Origin of the sequence: Leucobacter triazinivorans (assembly GCF_004208635.1) — a bacterium.
GTDB lineage: Bacteria > Actinomycetota > Actinomycetes > Actinomycetales > Microbacteriaceae > Leucobacter > Leucobacter triazinivorans.
Map to the genome: position 1 here is coordinate 1199206 of NZ_CP035806.1, position 24037 is coordinate 1223242.

Consider the following 24037-nt stretch of genomic DNA (forward strand, 5'->3'; position numbering starts at 1 on the left):
GCGTCGCGATCTGCGCGGTCGAGCCCCCTCGATCCGGTGGGCGCGGACGGATCGTCAGTAGAGCAGGAACTGCGCGGTTCCCGTGCCCTGCACGCCGGCCGCCGACGCGCGCAGATGGTAGGAGGCGCCACCCGCGCCCACCGGATCACGGGTGATGTCGCAGGTCTCGGGGCTCGAGCGGGTGCGATCCCACGGGATCCCCTCGCTCTCGAGCGGTTCCCCCGGTTCGAGGATCACCGCGAGATGCTCGGGATCCTCCTGGCAGTCTGCCGAGCGCCACACCTGGTCGTCTCCGCTCGAGACCACGAACTCCATGCCGGCCGTTCCGAGGTCGGCGGAGCACGCCTCGTCGCCCACGTTCTCCACGCTCAGCGAGAGCAGGGGCGACTCGCCCGCAGCGTAGTCGGTCGCATCGGTGAGCGGGGTCACCCGCAACTGGCCGGTAGCGCAGGCCGGGGGCACGTCGCTCGCGGACTCCGCCTCGGGTTCGGCCTGCGACGCGGTTGCGAGATCGCTCGGTACCTCGACGTCGCGCGCGTCGGTGACGCCGTCGCTCGATCCGGGCTTCAGGATCACGAGCACGATGACGGCGACGACGGCGAGCAGCCCCGCGAGCACCAGGAGGCGGCGGCGCATATAGACCCTGCGGCTCTTCGGCCCGACCGGATCTCTGAGCGTCGACATGGCGCCAGGCTAACGCGGAACGCGCTCTACAGCCGCTTCAGCATTCGCGTGTTGCCAAGTGTGTTGGGCTTGACGCGCGCGAGGTCGAGGAACTCGGCCACACCCTCGTCGTTGGAGCGCAGCAGCTCGGTGTAGACGTCTGCGGCGACGAGCCTCGTGTCCTCGCTCAGCTCCTCGAACCCGTGCCGTCCGAAGAAGTCGGTCTCGAAGGTGAGGCAGAACAGCTGCGTCAGCCCGAGATCGCGGGCGCGCAGCTCGAGCGACTCGAGCAGCAGGTGGCCGACGCCCCGCCCGAGCCACCCCTCCGAGACGCCGAGGGTGCGCACCTCTCCGAGCTGCTCCCACATGACGTGCACGGCGCCGTAGCCGATGACGGCGTCGCCCGCATCGGTCGCCACCAGGAACTCGGGAACAGCCGCGTAGAGGTCGACGAGATCCTTGCCGAGCAGGATCCGTCGGGCGACCAGCGGCTCCATCAGCTCGACCATGCGCGGCACATCGGCCGTGCGCGCGCTGCGGACGCGGATCGCGGAAGTCTCGCTCATCCCACCAGCCTACTGGTGGGCGGGCCCCGTCCGGCACCCCGCGCGATCACCTGCTGAACGCAGGGGCGGGAACGCCGAGGGGCCCGCTGCCGAAACAGCGGGCCCCTCGGCGTCGACGGCGGTTCGAGCTACTCTGAGGCGCCGGGCGTCGCCGCGGTCGACGCCACCGCGGCCGCCGACGAGGCCGAGGTCTCGCCGTGCGCCTTCTGCGACTGACGGTCGGTGGCGAACGTGAACTCGCCGTCGACGAAGTCGACCTTCACCAGGTCGCCCGCGAGCAGATCCGCGCCGAGGATGCGCTCCGAGAGGCGATCCTCGATCTCCCGCTGCATCGCGCGGCGCAGCGGACGGGCTCCCAGCGTGGGATCGTAGCCGAGCTCGGCGAGGCGCTCTCGCGCGGCACGGGAGATCTCGATGTGCATGTCGCGGTCGAGCAGGCGATCCTTGAGCTGCTTCACGAAGAGATCCACGATCTGCAGCAGCTCCTCCTTGGTGAGCTGCGGGAACACGATCGTGTCGTCGACACGGTTGAGGAACTCGGGCTTGAAGTGCTTCTTCAGCTCCTCGTTGACCTTGCCCTTCATCATGTCGTACCCGACCGAGGTGTCGCCCTCGATCTGGAAGCCCACCGGGCCGCCGGCAATCGCCGACGAGCCGAGGTTGGTCGTCATGATGATCACCGTGTTCTTGAAGTCGATGACGCGACCCTGGCCGTCGGTGAGACGCCCCTCCTCGAGGATCTGCAGCAGCGAGTTGAAGATGTCGGGGTGAGCCTTCTCGATCTCGTCGAAGAGCACCACCGAGAACGGCTTGCGGCGCACCTTCTCGGTGAGCTGCCCGCCCTCCTCGAATCCGACGAACCCGGGGGGCGCGCCGAAGAGGCGCGACACGGTGTGCTTCTCACCGTACTCCGACATGTCGAGCGAGATCAGCGCGTCCTCGTCGTCGAACAGGAACTCGGCGAGCGCCTTGGCGAGCTCGGTCTTGCCGACGCCCGTGGGGCCGGCGAAGATGAACGAGCCGGAGGGGCGCTTCGGGTCCTTGAGGCCGGCGCGCTGGCGGCGGATCGTCTTCGCGAGGGCGGAGATCGCCTCGTTCTGCCCGATGACGCGCTGGTGCAGCGCCTCCTCCATGAACCGCAGGCGCGACGTCTCCTCCTCGGTGAGCTTGAACACCGGGATGCCGGTCGCCTGGGCGAGCACCTCAGCGATCAGCCCCTCGTCGACCTCGGCCTTCGTGGCCACGTCGCCCGAGCGCCACTGCTTCTCGAGCCGCAGCCGCTCCGCGATGAGCTTCTTCTCCTCGTCGCGCTTGTTGGCGGCGGCCTCGAAGTCCTGCGCCTCGATCGCCTGCTCCTTGTCGGCGCGCACGACCGCGATCTTCTCGTCGAACTCGCGCAGCTCGGGCGGGCTCGACAGGATCGAGAGGCGCAGGCGCGCCCCCGCCTCGTCGATCAGGTCGATCGCCTTGTCGGGCAGGAAGCGGTCCTGCACGTAGCGGTCTGCGAGGTTCACCGCGGCGACGATCGCACCGTCGGTGATGGACACCTTGTGGTGCGCTTCGTAGCGGTCGCGCAGACCCTTGAGAATGTTGATCGAGTGCGGCAGGCTCGGCTCCGCGACCTGGATCGACTGGAAGCGGCGCTCGAGCGCGGCGTCCTTCTCGAAGTGCTTGCGGTACTCGTCGAGCGTGGTGGCGCCGATCGTCTGCAGCTCGCCGCGCGCCAGCATCGGCTTCAGGATGTTCGCGGCGTCGATCGCGCCCTCGGCGGCGCCGGCACCGACGAGCGTGTGGATCTCGTCGATGAAGATGATGATGTCGCCGCGGTTGCGGATCTCCTTGGTCACCTTCTTCAGGCGCTCCTCGAAGTCGCCGCGGTAGCGGCTGCCCGCGATCATGGAGCCGAGGTCGAGCACGTAGACCTGCTTGTCCTTCAGCGTCTCGGGCACCTCGCCCTTGACGATGGCCTGCGCGAGACCCTCGACGACGGCGGTCTTGCCGACGCCGGGCTCGCCGATCAGCACGGGATTGTTCTTCGAGCGGCGCGAGAGGATCTGCATGACCCGCTCGACCTCCTTCTCACGGCCGATCACCGGATCGAGCTTGCCCTCGCGGGCGGCCTGCGTGAGATTGCGGCCGAAGTTGTCGAGCACCTGCGAGCCCTTGGTCTCACCCTGGGGCTCCGACGCACCGACCGTGGCGTTCTCCTTGCCGGCCTGGTAGCCGGAGAGCAGCTGGATCACCGTCTGCCGCACGCGGTTGAGGTCTGCGCCGAGCTTCACGAGCACCTGCGCCGCCACGCCCTCGCCCTCGCGGATGAGGCCGAGCAGGATGTGCTCGGTGCCGATGTAGTTGTGGCCCAGCTGCAGCGCCTCGCGCAGGCTCAGCTCGAGCACCTTCTTGGCGCGCGGCGTGAACGGGATGTGCCCGGACGGCGGCTGCTGCCCGGTGCCGATGATGTCGGTCACCTGGGCGCGCACCGCGTCGAGCGAGATCTCGAGCTGCTCGAGCGCCTTCGCGGCGACGCCCTCGCCCTCGTGGATCAGGCCGAGCAGGATGTGCTCGGTACCGATGTAGTTGTGGTTGAGCATCTTCGCCTCTTCCTGGGCGAGCACAACCACCCGGCGAGCGCGGTCGGTGAATCTCTCGAACATCAATACCCTCCTTGCGGCCTCCGTGAACGGTGGGACACCGCTGATGCATCCAGGCTACGGCGTGATGCGGGATCGCGGGGGCCTGTTCGTGCTGGGCGTAATGGAGGCGGATCGCGGGGCCGCGCGCACCCGCCTCTTGACACGACCGCCGCACAGGAGCAGGCTTATCGATAAGCGATAATATCGATGATCGATAAGGAGATGTCATGCGCACCGCACCCTCCGATCCCCGCCGCCCCTCGGCGTTCGACCGGGTCGGAATCGTCCTGTTCATGGTCGCGGGCGTGGCGATCATCCTCGTCGCGGGGATCCGGTCGGGCGGCCGCATCATGCAGCTGCTCCTCGGCGAGGATGTGCCCGTCACGGCCTCGTTCCCCGGCACTCCCGTCGAGGCGCAGATCGGTCCGGACGGGAGCGCCGTCCACCTGCAGCTCGACTCCGCCGTCATCACGCTCCGGCAGATGTCTCCGCTGGGCTTCTGGTCGGGCCTCCTGGAGCAGGTGCTGTACTTCGGATCGCTGGCGACCGTCGTCGTCTGCCTGATGCTGCTGTCGCGCAACATCCTGCGGGGCCGGGTGTTCAGCCGCGGCAGCACCGCCCTCGTCGCGACCGCGGGCCTCGTCGGTCTGGCGGGGGCCGCCTTCGTCCCGTTCTTCCACGGCTTGATGGGCGCCGAAGCGCTGCTGAGCGTCGCGGGCGACGAACTCGAGGGTTTCATCATCGCCACGGTCGAACCGTTCTCGCTCGTGATCCTCGCATTCGTGATCGCCGTCGTCTCGACCGCCTACACCGTCGGCGCCCGCATTCAGCGCGAGACCGAGGGGCTCGTGTGATGGGCGCCCGATCCGGCGGCGCCGGCACGCTCCGCCTCGCCCGCCCTCCTCGCAGTCTGCTCGTGGCGCTCATCGCGGCAGCCGGCGTCGTGCTGCTCGGCGCCGCATTCTTCGGGCTCTGGTTCGCGAGCAGCGCCCAGCAGGGAAAAGCCGGGGAGTTCCAGTTCGCCGTCCCGTACGCGAGCCCGGGATGGCCCGCTGTCGCATCGACCGCGGAGACTTCGCAGCACTACGACACCATCGCCGTCTCCTCGCACGAACCGCTGGTGCTCCCCCGGGCACTGGCGGGCATCGCGACGGCGCTGCCCTTCCTCATCGTGATCGTGGGCTGCATCGGCCTCATCACCCTCGCGGTGCGCATGCTCGGCGGCAAGCCGTTCAGCCGTGCCGCGCAGGCGATCCTCGCCGTGCTCGGAGCGATGGCCGCGGCGAGCGCCGTCCTCGTGCCCTGGCTCGAGGCGCGGCTCGTGGAGATCGCAGTCGCCGAGCTCGGAATGCCGACGGACGGCACCCTGGTGACCGATTCGACCACGGGTGCCTGGGTCAGCCCACCCCACTTCGATCCTCTGCAGGACCTGCACTGGCCGCTGTTCGCGCTGGGCGCGATCCTGCTGCTCATCGCGATGCTGTGGAATCGTGCCGCGCGCCTGCAGCGCGACACCGAGGGGCTCGTGTGAGCCCGGCCGAGCCCGATGAAGGGCACGCGATCCGCTGCCGGCTCGACGAGCTGCTCGCCGAACGCGGCATGACGCTCACCGAGCTGAGCGAACGCGTGGGCGTCAGCCTCGTCAACCTCTCGGTACTGAAGAACAACCGCGCCCGCGCGATCCGGTTCTCCACGCTCACCGCGATCTGCCGCGCGCTCGGCTGCGAGGTGGGCGAACTGCTCGTCGCCGAGCACCCCTGATACGAGCGCACCGGACGCCGTCGCGACGGGCACCGGCGCACCGTTCCCTTGCTGCGGGCACCGGCGCACCGTTCCTTTGCTGCAGGCACCGGCGCACCGATCCCTTGCTGCGGGCCGACAACTGCGCGCCACCGCACGGACACCTCGGATTCACACAGGCCGCCTAGTGTGAACGCATGCCCGCTCCCCCGGCAGTCGCCGCGTCGCCCGAGGTCGCGCACGGCCCGACGCACCGGTCGGGATCCGCGCTCGCGCTGATCCGCGCGAGCCTGTCGACGCTGGGGGCGAGCGAGGGCGCAGTCGCCCAGGCGATCCTCGGGCGGCCCGCCGACGTTCCGCAGTGGTCGACACTGGAGCTCGCGGCGGCCGCAGGCACCTCGACCGCCACCGTGATCCGAGCCTGCCAGCGCCTCGGCTTCCGCGGATTCCAGCATCTGCGCCTCGAACTCGCCCGGGAGGCTCCGACCGCCCCGCAGACCCCCGCTGACAGCGTCGACCAGGTCTTCGAGAGCGCGCGGGCCGCGCTCCTGGTCGCAGGAGACGGCATCGACCGGAACGCGCTGGCCGACGCGGCGCAGCTGCTCGCCGCAGCGGGCCGAGTCGTCTGCACCGCGAACGGGTTCTCGGCGCCGCCGTTGCAGGACGCCGCCATGCGGCTCACCACGATCGGCCGTCCCGTCGAGGCCCCGATGGACATTCTGGCTCAGCAGTTCGCCGCGCACAGCCTCTCTCCCGGGGACGTATGCCTCGCGCTGAGCCACTCGGGGGCCAACGCTCACACGCTCGCCGCGGTGCGCGCGGCCCGCAAGCGCGGTGCGAGCATCGTCGCAGTGTGCAGCTATGCGCGCGCCCCGCTGCCCGATCTGGCGGACGTCGCGCTGTCCTCGGGCGCGGCCGGGCCGCAGCATACGATCGACCCATTCTTCAGCAGGCTCGGGCACTCGGTGCTCCTGCAGGCGCTCATCGCGGAGCTGTCGCCGCGCCTCGGATCCGCAGAACCGCTCGAGATGCGCCAGGTGGTCGCCGAGGCGCTGGCCGACGCCGACGACTGAGCAACCGAGCACCCTGCCCGATCCACGCTCCCCGTCTTCCAAACGCGCGTCAGTAGGTGTCGCCAAAACTGCGGCGAGGCGACAACTCCTGACGCGCGAAATAGGACCCAGGCACGCGAAAGAGGATCCCGGGCGCGCAGAGGATCCGGGTGCGCACAGAACCAGGGATCGCACACCCTTCCCCGGTCTGTCACGCCGGGTTCCCGCCGCGTTCACCGGCGCGTCATCCGGCGCCGACAGGCTTCTGCTGTAACCGCGTTTCGCGCCCGATGTAACGGGCGACGTAGCGATCCACCCGAAGAATCAGGAGCATCCGAGCAGTGCAGGCGATATCGCTCGAAGGCAGCTACAACACCCGCGGCATCGGCCCGCGCGGCGCACCGCGGCTCGTGCGCACCGCCGCGCTCGATACGCTCACCGCGGAGGGCGAGCGCGTGCTGCGCGCGCACGGCGCAGACCTGGTGCTCGACCTCCGCGAGCCCTCGGAGCGCGGCGCGCACGACCACGGGCTCCCGGTGCGCTCGATCCCGCTCTACGGCTCGGCTCCACCCGCGTCGGGCACGCTCGAGGACGTCTACGCTCGGCTCATCGCCGACCGCGGAGATCGGCTCGCCGCAGCCGTGGTCGCGATCGCCGAGCACCCCGGGACGGTCGTGGTCCACTGCACGGCGGGGAAGGATCGCACCGGCCTCGTCGTGGCGCTGGCCCGGCTCGCCGCACGCCACGACCCGCACGAGATCTTCGCCGACTACGCGCTCTCGGGCGCGGCGGTCCGCACCGCTCGGTCGGGCCTCGTCGCGGCCCGCCTCGACGCCCTCGGTCTCGCGGGAGCCGAGCGCCGCGACGCGGAGCGCCTGCACCTCGACAGCCCGGCCGACGCGCTCACGACCGCGCTGCAGCGCATCGAGCTCGGTGGCGGCATCGACCGCTATCTGCTGGCGCACGGCGCGACCCCTGAGCACCTCGCGGCACTCGCGCGCCGGTTCTCGTGGCGCTCGCCCTCGTGCGCCGGGGCGGCAGGGGATGCGACCGCGTGGGACTCCGCGACAGCGGCCCGGGACACCACTGCAGCCCGGGACACCACAGCGGCCCGGGACACCACTGCAGCAGGAGCCGCGGCAGGATCAGGATCAGGATCAGGATCAGGATCACGAGCGGGATCAGGGGCGGGGGCCGCCGCATGAGCCGCGACACGGGGCGCTTCACCGTGCTGCACCTCAGCGACGTGCACGCGACCGAGAGCGGTCTGCTCTACGGCGCCGTCGACGGCCTCGGCCGCATGGCGCGCGTCGGGGATTACGCGCGCGCCGCGGGCATCACCCCGGAGGTCGTCGTGGTGACGGGGGATCTCGCTCAGCGGGGCGAGCCCGGCGCCTACCCCGCGGTCGCCGAGGCCTGCCGCCGACTCGGGGAGGCGGTCGGCGCCCCCGTGCTCACGGTCCTCGGCAACCACGACGATCCGGCCGCTGCCCGAGTCCTGCCGGGTCACGCCGACGGGCACTCCGGCGAGCGCACCGTCGACGGGTTCCGGATCGTGCGCCTGGACACCAGCACCGGCGCCCTCGATGCGCAGCAGCTCGACTGGCTCGCCGCGGTCCTCGCCGACCCTTCCGAGCGCGGCACGATCCTCGCGCTCCATCACGCACCGATCGGCTCCCCGATGCCGGCGCTCAGCCGACAGGGTCTCGCGAACCCCGAGGCGCTGCTCGCCGTGCTCGCCGGATCCGACACGTGCGCGATCCTCGCCGGTCACTTCCACCACGCGCTGACCGCATCGGTGCAGGGCATTCCGGTGTTCGTCGCCCCCTCCCTCGCCTATCACCAGGTGATGGACGCCGGACCGCACGCCGTGGCCGGGCACGACTCCCCCATGTTCTCGCTCGTGCAGTTCACCGAGACCGGCGTCAGCTCGTCGGCGATCGCGCTGCAGACCCCCGAACCTCTCTTCACCCGACCCATCTCCCCGATTCCAGAGAAAGCGAACCATGTCTCGTAACCGCACCCTCGGCGCCCTCGCCCTGCTCTCCCTCTCCGCCCTCGCACTCGCGGGCTGCTCCTCCAGCGCCGACGCGACCGCGTCCGGCAACTCATCCGAGGCGGCGGGCGCCGACGCCTCGACGATCACGCTCTACACCTCCGAACCGCAGGAGAAGATCGACGAGATCGTCGCCGCCTTCACCGCGCAGCACCCCGAGATCTCCGTCGAGGTCTTCCGCGCGGGCACGGGCGATCTCACCGCGCGTATCGCGGCCGAGGAGAAGGCCGGGGACATCGGCGCCGATCTGCTGCTCGCCGCCGACGCGGCCACGTTCGAGGACTACGCCGAGCGCGATCTGCTGCTCGAGTACGAGTCCCCGGAGGCCTCCGCGATCGACCAGAGCCTCATCGATCCCGAGCACCTCTACGTGGGCACGCGCATCATCCCGACCGTGATCGCGATCAACACCACCGCGATCACCGATGCGCCGGACTCGTGGCAGGATCTCGCCGACCCCGCCTACGCCGGGAAGATCGCGATGCCCAACCCCGACGTCTCGGGGGCCGCCGCCTACAACGCGGCCGTATGGCTGAACGAACCGTCGCTCGGACTCGACTGGCTCGAGGCTCTGGCGGCGAATCAGCCGCTCATCGCGGAGAGCAACGGCCCCGTCTCGCAGGCGGTCGCCGAGGGCAGCAGCCCGGTCGGGATCGTGGTCGACTCGCTCGTGCGCGACCTGGCGGCCGCGGGCTCCCCGATCGCGGCGGTGTACCCCGAGGAGGGCGTGCCCTTCGTCTCGCAGCCGGTCGGCATCTTCGCCGGCACCGACGAGGCCGAGGCGGCCCAGCTGTTCGTCGACTTCCTCATCGGCCAGGAGGGCCAGGAGATCGCGGCTGCGCAGTCGTACCTGCCCATCCGGGATGACGTCGAGAGCCCCGAGGGCGCACCGGCCCTCTCCGAGATCCAGCTGCTGACGCCCGATCTCGAGACCATCCGGTCCTCGCAGGCCGACGCGGTCGAGACCTTCAATGGCCTCTTCCAGTAGCACGCTGCGGCAGCCCCTCGCCGGTCCGGTCGGCTCCGACCGGGCCGGCGAGTCCGGGGCCGGCGAGTCCGGGATCCGCGGGTTCCGGACCGGCGAGTCCGGGATCCGCGGCTCCCGCGCCGCGAGCCCCGCCGCACGGCCCGACGGCCTCGGCGCCCTGCGCGTCGCGGTCTGGTGCGCGGTCGCCGCCCTGGTGCTGGTGCCGATCGGCGCCATCGTCTGGCTGGCGGCGACCGGAGACGGCTGGGCCGCGCTCCGCGACTCCGATGTGCTCACCGCGGCGGGCAACTCGATCGTGTCCGCCACCGTGTCGGGCGCGCTGGCGGTGCTCGCCGGCACCGCTCTCGCCCTGCTGCTGGAGCGCACCGATCTGCCCGGCCGGCGCGCGCTGCGTCTGCTCGCGCTGAGTCCGATGCTCATGCCCCCGTTCGTCGGCGCCATCGCCTGGCTCAGCCTGCTCGGCCCCTCCTCCGCGGTCAACACCTTCTGGACGTCGCGGTTCGGCGCACCGCTCTGGAACCTCTACGGGGGCGACGGCGTCATCTTCCTGCTCACCGTCCACAGCACCCCGATCGCCATGATCATCGTCACCGCCGCGCTGCGCCGGGTGCCGGCCGACCTGGAACAGGCCGCCCGCATCGCGGGATCCTCGGCGTCGCGCGCCATGCGGGAGATCACGGCACCGCTGCTGCGACCCGCGATGCTGTCGTCGTTCACCCTCATCGCGGTGTCGAACCTCGCGGATTTCGGGATCCCCTCCATCATCGGACTGCCCGAGCGCTACGCGACGCTCTCCACCCTCGTCTACCGCACGCTCCAATCGGGCACCGTCGACGACCCGATCGCCGTTGTCTCGGCGATCGGCTTCGTGCTCCTCATGATCGCGCTCCTCGGCACCGCGACCGATCTGCTGCGCGCGCGCAACCGGGTCGAGCTCGACGCGCAGGCCGGGGCGCCCGCGCGGCTGCCGCTCGGACGCGCCAGGATCCCCGTGGGCGCGATCACGGGGTGCATCGTGTTCGCCATCACGATCCTGCCCCTCGTCACCCTCACGACCCAGGCGCTCCTCCCCGCGCCCGGCGTGCCGTTCTCGGCGGAGACCGTGACCCTCGAGAGCTTCGAACGGGCGCTCACCGCGCCGGGCACGCTCACCGGCATCGGCAACTCCGTGATGCTGGCGACCCTCGCGGCCCTGATCTGCGGGGCGCTGGGGCTCGGGATCGGCACGCTCGTCACGCGCACCCGCGCGCGCAGCAATCGGGCGCTGCTTGGGATCTCGGTGCTGCCGCAGGCGATTCCAGGCCTCGTGATCGCGGTCGCGTGGCTCGTGCTCGCACCGCGGATCGGACTCTACAACACCCCGTGGCTGATCCTCTGCGCCTACCTCACCTCGTTCCTCGCGCTGGTCGTGCAGGCCGTGCACGCTCCGCTCTCAGCGACGCCGACCACCGCCGAGGAGGCGGCCAGGGTCTCAGGCGCCTCCCGGCTGCGCGCGCTGTGGGACATCTCGTGCCGCATGGCGGTCCCCGCGGCGATCTCGGGGGCGTTCCTCGTCGCGCTGACCGCCATGCGAGAGCTGACCCTCTCGGTGCTGCTGCTCTCCCCCGGCTCGCAGACCCTCGGCGTCGTCATCTTCAATCTCCAGCAGGCGGGCGCCTACAACGCGTCCTCCGCGCTCTCCCTCATCGTCGCGATCGTCGGCCTGGCCGGGCTCGGCCTCACCGCGCGTTCCCACCGCTAGGAGTCTCCCGTGTCATCCGTCTCTCTCGAATCCGTCAGCCTCGCCTACCCGGGCGGCCGCCTCGGCCTCGCCGACGTCGACCTGCGCGTCGGCGACGGCGAATTCGTCGCGCTCGTCGGCCCCTCCGGGTCGGGCAAGACCACCCTGCTGCGCACCGTCGCGGGGTTCCTCACGCCCACGGCGGGGAGCGTGCGCATCGGTGAGGCGGTCGTCGCCACCGCCGCGCGCAGCGTGGAGCCGGAGCGGCGCGGGCTGGGAATGGTGTTTCAGCAGCACGCGGTGTGGCCGCACTGGAACGTGGGGCGCAACATCGAGTACCCCCTCAGGCGAGCCGGCGTCGCCCGCGCCGAGCGCCGTCGCCGGGTCGCCGAGGTGCTCGAGCTCGTGGGACTCTCCGGCGCCGAGCGCCGCGATCCCGCCACGCTCTCGGGCGGGCAGCGCCAGCGCGTCGCGATCGCGCGGGCCATCGTCGGGCGGCCGCGCGTGCTGCTGCTCGACGAGGCGCTCTCGGCGCTGGACGAACCCCTCAGGGATCGCCTGCGCCTGGAGCTGCGCGCGCTCACCCGGAGCCTCGGGCTCACCGTGATCCACGTCACCCACGACCGCGGCGAGGCGCTCGCCCTCGCCGACCGCGTCGTCGTGCTCGACGGCGGCCGCGTGCAGCAGGTCGGCACCCCGACGGAGCTGATCGAACGCCCCGCGTCGCCGTTCGTGGCCGCGTTCGTGTCCGACGCGACCATCGTTCCGGGCCGTCTGCACGGGGCCTTTCGCGCGGATGGACATCCGCTCGAGGTGCCCGCGGCGCGGCTCCGCGTGCGGGGCGGCGCAGCGGATCCGGCGAGCGCAGCGGATCCGGCGAGCGCAGCGGATCCGGGGAGCGCAGCGGATCCGGCGAGCGCCCCCGGGCACGCGCGGGACACGGATGACATGGGTGCCGCGGAGCTCTCGATCCAGCCCGAGCACGTCTCAGTGGTCCCCGATCCCGAGGGCGACGCCGTCGTCTCTTCCTCCCTCTTCGGGCGGAGCGGCGATGAACTCGTCGTCGACTGGGCGGGCGTGACGATCCGCAGCCGCGCGAGCGGGGTGCGCTGCGGGGAGGGCACGCGGGTGCGCGTGGTCGTCGAGCGCGCGGACGCGTTCCCGTCCGGAGCGCTGCAGAGCGGGAGTACGGGATCCGGGCGTCTTGCACCGCCGCGCGACGCGCAGTCCGGCGGGGCTCAGGCCGGGGCTCCCGAGGACCTCCCTGCCGGCTCCGAGGCCGCAGCGGCTACGGTGGGATCATGAGCGATTCCCCGATTCCGCACGGGTCGATCGTCGTCGTGCGGCACGGCGAGACCGACTGGAACATCGGGCGCCGGATCCAGGGCCGCACCGAGATCCCGCTGAACGATACGGGCCGTGCTCAGGCGCGCGCCGCCGCGGGCATCCTCCGCGAGTCCGGAAGCTGGACGCGCGTGATCGCCTCGCCGCTCGGTCGTGCCGCCGAGACGGCGCGCATCATCGCGGAGGGCCTCGGCCTGCCCGCGCCGAGCCTCGACGACGGGGTGCTCGAGCGAGATTTCGGCCCGGCGGAGGGTCTGCTCGTCGCGGATGCCGCGGCGCGCTGGCCCGGACTCGACGTCCCCGGCGCCGAAACCCTCGTCGAACTCGCCGAGCGCGGCGCTCATGCCGTCTCTCGCCACCTGCAGGAGGCCCCCGGGGCCGTGGTCGTCGCCCACGGCGCGCTCATCCGGGCGACGCTGTCGAGGCTCAGCGGCCAGGCGGCGCCGCGGATCCTGAACGGGGAGGCCTGGGTGCTGTCACCGCATCCCGACGGGCCGCCCACCTCGGCGGCTCGCCTTCCGGGCGACACCGCCGCGCCGCTCACCCGCGCACTCGTACGGCGGCTCGGCGCCCCCGAGATGCAGCACGCGATCTGAACCGCGGTCGGCATCCCGACATCGCGCCAGGAGATGTTCCTCGCTCTGCGCGCAGTCGCAGGATCCATGCGGTCGTGGATCCTGCGACTGCGCTCGCTCCGCTCGCTGCGCGCAGGATGACGGGAACAACCGACCCTACTCCGCTCGCTGCGCGCAGGATGACGTCGGGTAGCGCTCAGATCTCCCCGCGGTTCAATGCCCACGAGGCGACCTCGAACGCCCGAACGGTCCAGAAGAGCTTCTCGGCGTCCTGCGGCGTGGGCCAGCTCGACACCTTGACCCCGACGACCCCCGTGACACGGTTCACGTAGATCATCTGGCCGTGGATCCCGAGTGCGAGCATCACGTCGCCGCTCTCGCCCGGGAACCAGAAGCCGTTGCGGTACATGCCGCCCGGCATGAGCGTCGGCTCGAGCGCGTTCGCGAAGGCGTCGCGCGAATCCGGACCACCGGCGAAGGTGTCGGCGACCCACCACTCCGGCAGCACCTGGGCCCCGTCGAGCGCTCGCCCGCCGTCGGTGAACAGGTGCCCGAAGCGGGCGAGATCCCGCATCGCGGCCGACACCCCGCCGTCGAACATGCCTGCACCGACGCTGTCGACTCCCACGTGCGCGTCGAACTCCGCCCCCATCGGTTGCCAGAGCCGCTCGGACATCACGTCGGCGGCGTGACGCCCGGCAGCGCCCTGGATCACGAAGCCGAGCGCATCCGTCTCGCACGACTTGTACTCGAAGGGGCCGCCGTGAGCGCCCTTGCGGCCGAGCGTGGCGAGGAAGCCGAGCAGAGAGTCGGGCACCTCGGGGTGCTTCTTGGGGGCCCAGCCGATCGCCTCCTCGAGCAGCCGCACCTCCGCATCCTCATTGAGGTACTCCTCCGAGAACCGCACCCCGGTGCGCATGTCGACCAAGTGACGCACCAGCGCGTCATCGTACCCCGAACCGATCAGCTCGGGCACGTACGCGGTCACCGGGGCGTCGAGATCCAGTTCTCCGCTCGCGGCGAGCAGACCGGCCGTCGTGGCGGTGAGCGACTTCGACACCGACATGAGCAGGTGCATGCCCCCGGGGAGCAGCGTCCCCGGGTACTGCTCGCCGACGACGGCGCCGCGGTGCGACACCATCCAGCCGTCGGTGAACGTCGCCTGCATCACCTCGGTGAACGACGCCGAGCGATCCTCCCACGGGTGCGGCACGTCGAGCACGCCGAGATCCGACGGGCGCTGCGCGAACTCGGTGGTGCGCTCCCCCCGGCAGATCTGATGCACCGGGAGGAACGACTCGATGTTCTGCATCGACCATTGCAGGTACGGCGCGAACTGCCACTGGTCGAGCGGCGGCACGACGTCGATGGATCCCGCCGTCGAGCCGTTCAGCCCATATCCGGTCTCAGCGCTCATCCGTCCAGTATCCCACGCACCGCTACTTCCCCTTCGCGGGGGCGGGCTTCGGCGCCGGCTCGTCCCCCTCGAGGGTGGTCACCTCGTACATGCCGCGAATCGCGTCGATGAGGTACTTGGCGTGCAGCGTCAGGCCGCCGTGGCTCGCCTCGAGATGCGCCTTCGTGACGAGGATGCCCAGATCGGCGCCCTTCCAGCGGTAGTCGCCCTCCTTGTAGATGCGCAGGTAGAAGGCCTCCGACTCCGAGGTCAGCAGGTGCCAGTCGAGGTCGCCGTGGCTGTACACGAGATTGCCGTAGTGGTCGAGCACGTAGCGCCCCGTGCGCGGCGCCGAATCGATGCGCTCCACCGAGTCGGTCGTGTGCTTGATCACCATGTGGCTCCACTCGTCCTCCGAGGCGAGCTCCTCCCAGCGGCGGTTGATCTCGTCGACGTCGATCTCGAAGTCGATCCCCGAGTACTCGAGTAGGTGAAACGCGAAGAGCGGCACATCGGCGTAGGCCCCGGCCGTGACGTTGGTGATCGCGGACGCCCCGCTGACCCGCGGGTTGAGCTCGCCCAGGTAGACGTCTCCCGTGTCGGTGTCGAGCAGCACATCGACCTCGAAGAACCCCCGGTAGCCCTCCTTGCCCAGACGGTCGCCGAGCTTGCGCACGAGCTGCACGGCGGCATGGCGGCTCTCGTCGTCGAGCACCGTGGGGAACATCTCGTTGCCGGCCCACCCGCCGCGGTAGGGCGTGAGGTCGGCGTGTCCCGTGATCTCCGTCATGCAGGGTCCCACCACGGTGCCGTGGCGGGTCTGCACCGCCTCGATGGCGATCGGGCGATTGTTGATCCGCTTCATCACCTTGATCTCGACGCCCGTCACCTCGTCGGCCACCGCGGCGAACTCCGCCTCGCTGGTCACGAAGTAGGTGGTCTTCCCCGAGTCGCCGTAGGCGGTCTGGATCACCAGGTCCTGCCCCAACCCGGCCGCGTCGGCGACCCGCACCAGCTCATCCCAATCGGCGACGGTGGTGAGCGCGTTCGGCACGCTCGGCACGCCCACCGAGTCGGCGATCTGCGTCGTCACGATCTTCGAGTCCAGCCGCTCGCGCAGCTCGTGGCTCGGCAGGATCAACTCGTAGTCGAGCTCCTCGCAGATGCGCTCCGTCTCCTCGTCGAAGAAGACCATCACGACCTGCGGCCGCACGCCCGGAGGCGTGCGGCGCTCGATGTGAGCCCGCACCTCGTGATTGCGCAGCAGCCAGTTGTTGATCTCCTCGCCGCTGTCGAACTCGACGTAGGGCCGCTCGGCGGGCGTGAACACCCGCGGATGCATGCCGTCCCAGCTGTCGTAGTACGAGATGTAGGAGAACCCGCGCACCCACCGGTCAAGGCCGAGCAGGTTGAACGCGGTCGCGCCGACGAAGAACACCGGGGTGTCGCTCGTGCGCAGATAGTGCCGGATCTCGGAGATGTTCTTGAGCTTGGTGAAGCCGCTGCGGCCGATCGTGACGGGGCCCGTCACCGGAGCCTTGCGGGGACGCTTGCTCCGCGCCGGCGGCTTCTTCTGCGCCGAGGCGGCGGGTGCGGCGTTCGAGACGGCGGGTGCGGGATCCGCGGACGCGGGCTTCGCGGACGCGGGCTTCGCGGACGCGGGCTTCGCGGACGCGGGCTTCGCCTTCGCCGCTCTGGCGGAACCGGACTTGGCCGCCGCCGACTTCGCCGAGCCGGACTTGGCCGCCGCCGACTTCGACGCCGACTTGACTGCCGACTTCACCGCCGATCTCGACCGGGCCGGCACGGATTTCGAACGGGCCGTCGAGGGCTTCGACGTCGCATCGGCCGCTGCACCGGCGGCGGCCGTACCCGTCTCGGTCTGCGTGCCCGCGGTCGCCGCGGCACCCTCTTCGTGGGCATGGGAAGCAGTCTGACGCGCCATTGCGTTTCCTTCCGTCGAATACGGTAGTGGCATGGTTGCACACTCGTGAAGGAAACCAAAATCCGCGTCCGAGCGCCGTCGCTCGGTGGCCGATCAGGCTCGTCGGCCCGGCGCCGACGCGGGATCGCGCGAGCGGGCCCGCATCCGGCGCGACCTCGCGAGAGCGCCGGATCGAACCTCGCTGCGCTACTGCAGCGCCGAGGTGAGACGCGCGAGACCGTCGAGCAGCTGCGACCTGAGGGGCTGCTTCAGCCACTCCTCCAGCGTCAGCTCGCGCGAGTTCTCGCGGTAGTAGTCGCTCACCTCGTCGAGATCCTCGATGAACTCGCGCCCGTGCACGACCATCGAAATCTCCATGTTGAGCCCGAACGACCGCTGATCCATGTTCGACGACCCGACGACGGCCACCTCGTCGTCGACGGTGAAGTGCTTCGAGTGCAGGATGTAGGGTGGACGGAACATCCAGATCCGCACGCCGGCGCGCAGCAGCTCTTCGTAGTACGAGCGCTGCGCGTGGTAGACCACGGCCTGATCGCCGGTCTCCGACACGAAGAGCTCGACCTCCACGCCCCGCGCCGTGGCCGCGCGCAGAGCGTTCATGATCGATCCGTCGGGCACGAAGTACGGACTCGTGATGCTGATCCGGCGCTGCGCGGTGTAGAGCAGCGCGACGAATACCTGAAGGTTGTTCTCGCCCGCGTATCCCGGCCCGCTGGGCACGATCTGGCAGTCGAGCTCCCCCGGCCGCTCGGCCTCGACCTCCGCCTCCGCCTCCGAGAGATGCGACAGGTACTCTCCGGTCTCGAGATACCAGTCCCCCTGGAACACCGCTTCGAGCCCCAGCACGATCGGGCCCTCGACCCGCACCATGAGGTCCTTCCAGTGCAGACCGCGACGGCGATTCGAGGGCTTGTTGTAGCTCGAATCGACGAGGTTCTGCGACCCCATGAAACCCACGAGTCCGTCCACCACGATGAGCTTGCGATGATTGCGCAGATCCGGTCGCTGATACTCCCCGCGCCAGGGCCGCACCGGAAGCATGTACGCCCAGTCGGCGCCCATCTCGGTGAGGCTGCGGGCGGTGCGCTTCGCTCCCGGATTGCGCACCGCCGACACGTGGTCGAGCAGCACGCGCACCTGCACCCCGCGGGCCGCCGCCTCGCGCATCGCCGCGAACACGTCGTCGGTCGAGTCGTCGTGCACGAGGATGTAGAACTCGATGTGCACGTACTCGCGCGCCGCGCGGATCGCGTCGGCCATCTGCGCGAACGAGCCGGCGTAGTCGATGGAGATAGACGCCGAGTTGCCGCGCAGCATCGGCTGAGCACCGAGGGACCGCCCGAGCTTCACCGCGTTGTCGAGGCCTGTGCTGAGCCGCTCCACGGGGGTGACGAGCGTGCTCCGCTCGCGCTCGGCGACCTGGGCGACGAAGTGGTTGATCGCCTCCTGCTTCTGCTCGCGCTTGCGCGGCAAGCGCTTGCTCCCGATGATGAGGAACAGCAGCAGGCCGGGCACCGGCAGCAGGAAGATGGCCATGAGCCACGCCATGCCCGCAGTGGGGCGACGGTTGCGAGGCACCACGAAGAGGGCGACGATGCGGATGACGTTGTCGATGATGAGGAACGACAGGGTCCACACATAGGGCCAGTTGACCTGGAGCCAGCTGAGATCCACGATCTCCCCCTCTGCGCGTCACAATCGAGCGGTGCAGCCGCTCGGCTGCACTCACTCTATCGGCAGAGGCGGGCGGTCAGACGTCGTCGCGCGCCGGGAGACCGGCCTTCGCCCGCTCCTCGTTCTCGATCTGCTGGTAGATGCGCCGCTCGGTGCGGTCTGCACGGAGGATCAATCGCAGTACGAGCCAGAAGAAGAGCCCGATCAGCACCGTCGGGGTCAGCGACCACACCGCGTTCAGCCACCAGTTGTCCATAGTGCTTCAAGCTTACCCGCCTCCACCCAGGGGAACCTGGGACCGGCCACGCGCCCTCGCGAGCCGGAGTACACCCGTCATCCTGCGCGCAGGCGAGGAACGAGCCGGAGTACACCCGTCATCCTGCGCGCAGGCGAGGAACGAGCCGGAGTCGCAGGATCCACCGGCGCGCGGTATGGATCCTGCGATCCGCTGCGCGGCCGCAGGATGACGGAGTGGGCGCTGCGCGCCCGGTCGGTCACTTGACCAGCGGGAAGAGGATCGTCTCACGGATGCCGAGACCCGTCAGCGCCATGAGCAGGCGATCCATCCCCATGCCCATGCCCCCCGACGGCGGCATGCCGTGCTCGAGTGCACGGAGGAACTCCTCGTCGACGCGCATGGCCTCCACGTCCCCGCGGGCAGCCTCGGCCGCCTGCTGCACGAAGCGCTCGCGCTGCACGACCGGATCCACGAGCTCGGAATAACCGGTCGCCAGTTCGAAGCCCCGCACGTACAGATCCCACTTCTCCACCACGCCCGGGATGGAGCGGTGGTGCCGGGTCAGCGGGCTCGTCTCGACCGGGAAGTCCATGACGAAGGTCGGCGCGGTGAGGCCGTCCTTGACGAAGTGCTCCCAGAGCTCTTCGACCAGCTTGCCGTGGTTCGGCAGGTGCACCTCGACGCCCTCGGCGTCGGCGATGGCCTGCAGCTCCTCGACGGAGGTCTCGGGCGTGATCTCGCGGCCCGCGGCTTCGGACAGCGTGCCGTACATCGAGATGCGGTCCCAGTCGCCGCCGAGATCGAAGAGCGTGCCGTCGGCCCACTCGACCACGTGGGTGCCCGCGCGATCGGTGCCCTCGTTCGCGGCGAGCGCGGCGTTCTGCACGAGCTGCTGCGTCAGATCGGCGATGCCGTGGTAGTCGGTGTACGCCTGGTAGGCCTCGAGCATGGCGAACTCGGGGCTGTGCGTCGAGTCGGCGCCCTCGTTGCGGAAGTTGCGGTTGATCTCGAACACGCGCTCGAGCCCGCCGACCGCGGCGCGCTTGAGGTAGAGCTCGGGGGCGATGCGCAAGTAGAGCTCGGTGTCGAAGGCGTTCGAGTGCGTCACGAACGGACGAGCCGACGCACCGCCATGCATCGTCTGCAGCATCGGAGTCTCGACCTCGATGAAGTGCTGCTCGGCGAAGGTGCGGCGCAGGCTGGCCATGGTGCGGGCACGGGTGACGACGTTGGTGCGGGCCTGCTCGCGCTGGATCAGATCGAGGTAGCGCTGGCGCACGCGCGTCTCCTCGTTCAGCTCGGCGTACATGTTGGGCAGCGGTGCGAGCGCCTTCGCCGCGATGCGCCACTCCCGCACCATCACGGACAGCTCGCCGCGACGGCTCGACACGACCTCGCCGCGCACGAAGAGGTGGTCGCCCAGGTCGACGAGCTCCTTGTACTCGGCCAGCGACTCCTCGCCCACCTCGGCGAGGCTCACCATGGCTTGGATGCGCGTGCCGTCGCCGGCCTGCAGCGAAGCGAAGCAGAGCTTGCCGGTGTTGCGCTGGAAGACGACTCGGCCCGCGACGCCGACGACCTCACCCGACGGACTGTCGGGGATCTCCTCGAGGTGCCCCCACCGGGCCCGCACCTCGGGGATGGTGGCGGTGACGGGCACGGCCACCGGGTAGGCGCCGCCGGCGAGATCCGCCTGAGCGTTCAACTTGTCGCGCTTCTCCAGGCGCACGCGCATCTGCTCGAAGATCTCCTCGGCGTTGTCGACGCTCTCTGCGGGTGCGGTCTGCTCGCTCATCTGCGCGGGTTCCTCCGGTGATGTCGGACTCGGTGGTTCGGATCTCTGCGCCCGCTCGGGCCGCTCGGGCGGGATGCGCGGGCGATCCGACGATTCGGGCGTACCGATCCATCCTAGATGGTTCCGCCGTTCGGGGGGCCGGGAGACCCGAGGGGTGGGATCGTCCGTTCGTGCAGGAGAATCCCCGTCGTGCAGGAGCAATTCCCTGCAACCGTCCTGCACCACCGGTGATCTCCTGCGCCACTGGTGAACTCCTGCGCGGGGACGGGCCCCGCGGAGTGGCGCGCGGCGGCGGGTTCCGCGCGGCGGCGGGTTCCGCGCGAGCGGCGGGCTCCGCGCGAGCGGCGGGCTCCGCGCGAGCGGCGGGCTCCGCGCGAGCGGCGGGACTACGCTCCGTGACCGGAGTCCGGATCCGGGGCGGGATCGGCGCCCGCGGCGGCCATCAGCTCCTCCTCGACCGCTGCGCGCACCACGCCGCCCACGGCCCGGTCGGGTCGCTCGACGCCGATGGCGCGCAACGCCTCAGCGGCCTGCCGCACGACCGCGCGCGAGAACTCAGAGGCGGCGGCGATCGCCTCCGCGTAGGCGGGACGGTCGGCCTCGCCCACGATCACCGGCTCGGCGCCCATCTCGACGGCGAGCGCCTGGCCGATCGGCAGCACCGGCGCGGGCGCCGTGACCGCGACCGTCGCTCCGGCGAGTCGGTTCAGGTCGAGGCTCGTGCCGGTGAACACGATGGCCGGGTGGAGGGCGAGCGGGATCACGCCCACGGCAAGCGCGGGCGCGAAGACGGCGGTGCCGTGCTCGGGCGCGGTGTGCACCGCGAGCTGTCCCGGCTGCCAGGCGCCCGTCGCCGCGAGCCCGCTGACGAGCCCGGGCAGTTCGGCGCCCGGGATCGCGAAGAGCACGAGCTCCGAGCGGCGCACCACCTCCGCGGGTTCGAGCACCGGCACGCCGGGAAGCATGCTCTCGGCACGATCGCGGCTCTCCGTGCTGATCGCCGAGATGCCCGTGATGGCGTGCCCGGCACCCGCGAGCGCACGGGCCAGGACCGGCCCCACACGCCCGGCGCCGATCACGCCGACGCCGAGGCGGGAATCGGCGACGCTCACGGTGCCGCCTCCCCGCGATCCAGACGCGGCGCACTCGTCGGCTCTGCACGCGACGGCTCTGCACGCGACGGCTCTGCTCGGAACGCATCGGGAACGGCTGCGCCGGCATCGCGCGATCCCTCACCCGGCGCCGCGGCATCCGGCGCGCCCGCGCCCGCGCCCGCCCCGGCATCCGGCCCGCCTGCGCCCGCACCCGGCTCTCCCGCACCCGGCGCGTCGGCCATCTGCACGCGCAGCACGACCGCCGCGAGCCGATCGAACAGTCCCTGCGCAGCGCCCAGTTCGATGCCGCGCATCTCGATGCGCACGGGCCCGAGCACCGTGTGCGCCTGCACCGAGGCGAGACCGAGCATGCGATGCACCAGGGGCCGTCGCAGCTGCACCGACTGCGCGCGCACGATCGGCATGATCGTGAGCGACCGGGTCAGGGCGCCGCGACGCACGCGCATCGTGGCGTTCTGCGTCTCGGCGTCGGCGATCGTCGCGCCGGCGCGACGCCGGCCCCACCAGAGCACCCAGCCGGCGCGCGGTCCCGCCCCGAGGTACGCGTGGGCCCGGCCAGAGAGACCATCGCGCAGCTCGGCGAGGTCCCGCTCGTCGTCGCCGAGCCCGGGGAGCAGGGTCTCGAACACGCGCAGCACATCGGCTTCGACGCCCACCGGCAGCACCACGTTCTGCGTGCTGTTCTGCCCGCCCTGCGCCACCGAGTGCCCGGCCGTCGTGATCCGCATCTTCCACCAGCCGAGCGGGCGCCACAGCAGCGGCTGCCGCGCCTCCACGGCGTGGATGCGCCCGAAGGGGACGGACTCGGTCGCGGTCGCGGTGAGGCCCGATCCCGTGCGCACCGAGTCGCGCCCTCGGGAGAGGACGAAGTTGAAGCCCTTGTTGAACTGGCTGAAGGTGATGCCGACCATCACGATCAGCATCGGGATCACGCCGAGGATCAGCGCCGGCTCGAGCACGGCGCCGCCCACGATGATGCCGACCAGGATCAGGACGGTGACCACCGATTCCCAGCTGAGCGCGATACTGCCCGTCAGTCGCCCCACGGGTACGCGCACGAGCGCGTGGGTCTCGGCGGCCTCCGGCGCGATATCGGCATCGGCGAAGTCCTGCGCCCGCTGCGCCAGCCGACCGCTCGCCTCGCCGTAGGCCCGACCCGCGAAGTCGACCGCGGCCGGCGCCGCGATGGGAGGTTCACCGCGCTTCGCCGCGGCGCGGCGGATGATCTGCTCCCGCACCAGCTTGGCGTCGCGGTGGCCGAGGAAGGAGAGTTCGACTTTGCCGCCCTGCCCGGCGGTGAGCACGTCGATCTTCGTGAGGCCCAGCGCCCGCGCCAGCAGCGAGCGCTGCAGATTGACGCCCTGGATGCGTTCCAGGGGCGCGCGCCGGTGTGAGCGGAAGAGCACTCCCCGCCGCGCCTCGACCGCATCCGAGGTGATGCGGTAGGTCGAGAATCGCCACGCGATCCACGAGAAGAAGACGATCAGCAGGATCGCGGCTGCGGCGATACCGAGCGCCAGGAGCGCGAGCCCCTCCTCGACCAGGTAGTCGACGAGGTCGATGAAGTCGCCTTCGCCGGATACGTCGATGTCGACGCGATCGTCATCGCGCAGGAGGCCGCTGATGAAGAGCACCTCGACGAAACGATCGCGGAAGTTCGCGACGATGATGCCGGCGATCACCAGCAGCACGAGTCCGCCGCGCAGCAGCGGCGAGAGCGGGTGCAGCCGCCGCCACCCCTCGGCGTCGGCCGTCCCCGGCAGCGCCGCATCGCTCGTCCCCGGCAGCGCCGCGTCGCTCGTCCCCGGCAGCGCCGCATCGCTCGTCCCCGGCAGCGCCGCGTCGCTCGCCTCGGGATGCGGCGCGTCAGACGCCCCCGGGTGCTCTACGCCGTTGCGGTCGGTCACAGACCCGACCTCCGGGTCTCCGCGAGTTCGACCAGGCGATCCCGCAGCTGCTCGGCCTCGTCGAAGCGCAGTCCCGGCAGATGCACTCCGGTGGCCGCCGAGGCGGTCACGAACTTCAGGGTGGCGAGGCCGAGGGCGCGCAGCAGCGGCCCCCGGGTCACGTCGACGAGCTGCAGACGCCCGTAGGGCACCGCGATGACCCGCTCGAACAGGATCCCGCGCCGGAACAGCAGATCGTCCTCGCGCAGGATGTAGCCGATGGCGCGCACGCGGCGGAAGGCGAGAAGCGCATTCACGAGGAGCAGCGCGATCACGGTGGGCAGCACGATGTAGGGAATCGGCGGCACATCCGAGCCCCCGACCACGGCCACGATCACGAGGGCCGCCGCGACAGCGAGCACCAGCAGCATGTTGAGGCCCAGATCCGCCCACGCGTACGACGGGGACACGCGCTGCCACTCCGCGCCGTTCGTCGGCCACGCGGCAGCCGCCGCGCCGTTCGTGTCGGCGGGCGGTGCATCCTGATGCTCGGTCGCTTCCTCGTTCACGTCTCCCAGCCTAGGCCCACCCTCCGACGAAGCGCCCGATCCGGACCGGTCGAGACGCGTTTCCCGGTCGCGTCCCGTGCGG

Annotated in this window: 22 protein-coding genes; 11 read left to right on the forward strand and 11 right to left on the reverse strand. The window is 70.9% G+C overall.

All coding sequences use genetic code 11. The features are described from left to right. Nucleotides 1–54: 54 nt before the first annotated feature. The 3 genes from EVS81_RS05510 to EVS81_RS05520 form a co-directional block, all read right to left on the reverse strand. Nucleotides 55–684, reverse strand: a complete 630-nt coding sequence (locus tag EVS81_RS05510; protein ID WP_130109500.1) for a hypothetical protein — start codon at nt 682–684, stop codon at nt 55–57. A 26-nt stretch (nt 685–710) separates the two neighbouring features. Then, nucleotides 711–1229 (reverse strand): amino-acid N-acetyltransferase, encoded by a 519-nt coding sequence (locus EVS81_RS05515; protein WP_130109501.1) that lies wholly within the window; start codon nt 1227–1229, stop codon nt 711–713. Nucleotides 1230–1357: 128 nt separating this feature from the next. Further along, nucleotides 1358–3883, reverse strand: a complete 2526-nt coding sequence (locus EVS81_RS05520) for an ATP-dependent Clp protease ATP-binding subunit (RefSeq protein ID WP_130109502.1) — start codon at nt 3881–3883, stop codon at nt 1358–1360. Nucleotides 3884–4089: 206 nt separating this feature from the next. Here EVS81_RS05520 and EVS81_RS05525 point away from each other — a divergent pair, with 206 nt between their 5' ends. The 10 genes from EVS81_RS05525 to EVS81_RS05570 all read left to right on the forward strand — a co-directional run bounded on the left by EVS81_RS05525 (nt 4090) and on the right by EVS81_RS05570 (nt 13358). After that, a complete protein-coding gene (locus tag EVS81_RS05525) occupies nt 4090–4716 on the forward strand; it encodes a hypothetical protein (RefSeq protein WP_130109503.1) in 627 nt (208 codons plus the stop codon). Beyond that, nucleotides 4716–5393, forward strand: coding sequence for a hypothetical protein (locus tag EVS81_RS05530; protein WP_130109504.1), 678 nt, complete (start codon nt 4716–4718; stop codon nt 5391–5393). Before EVS81_RS05525 ends, EVS81_RS05530 begins: the two co-directional genes overlap by 1 nt. Beyond that, nucleotides 5390–5623 carry a helix-turn-helix domain-containing protein gene (locus EVS81_RS05535; RefSeq protein WP_130109505.1) on the forward strand — a complete coding sequence of 78 codons (234 nt, stop codon included), beginning with the start codon at nt 5390–5392 and terminating at the stop codon, nt 5621–5623. Before EVS81_RS05530 ends, EVS81_RS05535 begins: the two co-directional genes overlap by 4 nt. A 176-nt stretch (nt 5624–5799) precedes the next feature. Then, a complete protein-coding gene (locus tag EVS81_RS05540) occupies nt 5800–6675 on the forward strand; it encodes a MurR/RpiR family transcriptional regulator (RefSeq protein ID WP_130109506.1) in 876 nt (291 codons plus the stop codon). A gap of 320 nt (nt 6676–6995) precedes the next feature. After that, on the forward strand, nt 6996–7859 hold the full coding sequence (locus EVS81_RS05545) for a tyrosine-protein phosphatase (protein ID WP_205879396.1): 864 nt from the start codon (nt 6996–6998) through the stop codon (nt 7857–7859). Continuing rightward, the gene (locus EVS81_RS05550; RefSeq protein ID WP_130109507.1) at nt 7856–8671 is read left to right on the forward strand and encodes a metallophosphoesterase; all 816 of its coding nucleotides are present in this window, start codon (nt 7856–7858) and stop codon (nt 8669–8671) included. Before EVS81_RS05545 ends, EVS81_RS05550 begins: the two co-directional genes overlap by 4 nt. After that, the gene (locus EVS81_RS05555; RefSeq protein ID WP_130109508.1) at nt 8661–9698 is read left to right on the forward strand and encodes an ABC transporter substrate-binding protein; all 1038 of its coding nucleotides are present in this window, start codon (nt 8661–8663) and stop codon (nt 9696–9698) included. The genes EVS81_RS05550 and EVS81_RS05555 overlap by 11 nt, the downstream gene beginning before the upstream one ends. Further along, entirely contained in the window at nt 9682–11439 is a 1758-nt protein-coding gene (locus tag EVS81_RS05560) for an ABC transporter permease (protein WP_130109509.1), read from the forward strand. The genes EVS81_RS05555 and EVS81_RS05560 overlap by 17 nt, the downstream gene beginning before the upstream one ends. Before the next feature lie 9 nt (nt 11440–11448). Next, a complete protein-coding gene (locus tag EVS81_RS05565) occupies nt 11449–12723 on the forward strand; it encodes an ABC transporter ATP-binding protein (protein ID WP_130109510.1) in 1275 nt (424 codons plus the stop codon). Further along, on the forward strand, nt 12720–13358 hold the full coding sequence (locus EVS81_RS05570) for a histidine phosphatase family protein (RefSeq protein WP_130109511.1): 639 nt from the start codon (nt 12720–12722) through the stop codon (nt 13356–13358). Before EVS81_RS05565 ends, EVS81_RS05570 begins: the two co-directional genes overlap by 4 nt. Nucleotides 13359–13533: 175 nt before the next feature. Here the strand turns inward: EVS81_RS05570 and EVS81_RS05575 are convergent, their stop codons facing one another. Together EVS81_RS05575 and EVS81_RS05580 are read right to left on the reverse strand one after the other, a co-directional pair. Beyond that, nucleotides 13534–14754 carry a serine hydrolase domain-containing protein gene (locus tag EVS81_RS05575; protein WP_130109512.1) on the reverse strand — a complete coding sequence of 407 codons (1221 nt, stop codon included), beginning with the start codon at nt 14752–14754 and terminating at the stop codon, nt 13534–13536. 22 nt (nt 14755–14776) lie between these two features. Further along, nucleotides 14777–16264, reverse strand: coding sequence for a biotin carboxylase (locus EVS81_RS05580; RefSeq protein ID WP_240739980.1), 1488 nt, complete (start codon nt 16262–16264; stop codon nt 14777–14779). Here EVS81_RS05580 and EVS81_RS16040 point away from each other — a divergent pair. Further along, complete coding sequence (locus tag EVS81_RS16040; protein ID WP_240739982.1) at nt 16218–16670, forward strand: hypothetical protein; 453 nt, start codon at nt 16218–16220, stop codon at nt 16668–16670. The two genes, EVS81_RS05580 and EVS81_RS16040, sit on opposite strands and share 47 nt — an antisense overlap. A 194-nt stretch (nt 16671–16864) precedes the next feature. Here EVS81_RS16040 and cls read toward each other — a convergent pair whose 3' ends face one another. The 6 genes from cls to EVS81_RS05610 form a co-directional block, all read right to left on the reverse strand. Then, nucleotides 16865–18352: a cardiolipin synthase gene (gene cls, locus EVS81_RS05585; protein ID WP_130109514.1), complete on the reverse strand. Its 1488-nt coding sequence runs from the start codon at nt 18350–18352 to the stop codon at nt 16865–16867. 76 nt (nt 18353–18428) lie between these two features. Then, complete coding sequence (locus tag EVS81_RS05590; RefSeq protein ID WP_130109515.1) at nt 18429–18608, reverse strand: hypothetical protein; 180 nt, start codon at nt 18606–18608, stop codon at nt 18429–18431. A gap of 238 nt (nt 18609–18846) precedes the next feature. Continuing rightward, a complete protein-coding gene (gene lysS, locus EVS81_RS05595) occupies nt 18847–20385 on the reverse strand; it encodes a lysine--tRNA ligase (RefSeq protein ID WP_130109516.1) in 1539 nt (512 codons plus the stop codon). Between the two features lie 386 nt (nt 20386–20771). After that, entirely contained in the window at nt 20772–21497 is a 726-nt protein-coding gene (locus EVS81_RS05600; protein WP_130109517.1) for a Rossmann-like and DUF2520 domain-containing protein, read from the reverse strand. Next, nucleotides 21494–23407, reverse strand: coding sequence for a PH domain-containing protein (locus EVS81_RS05605; protein WP_240739984.1), 1914 nt, complete (start codon nt 23405–23407; stop codon nt 21494–21496). Before EVS81_RS05605 ends, EVS81_RS05600 begins: the two co-directional genes overlap by 4 nt. Beyond that, on the reverse strand, nt 23404–23955 hold the full coding sequence (locus EVS81_RS05610) for a PH domain-containing protein (protein WP_240739986.1): 552 nt from the start codon (nt 23953–23955) through the stop codon (nt 23404–23406). Before EVS81_RS05610 ends, EVS81_RS05605 begins: the two co-directional genes overlap by 4 nt. Nucleotides 23956–24037 lie beyond the last annotated feature (82 nt).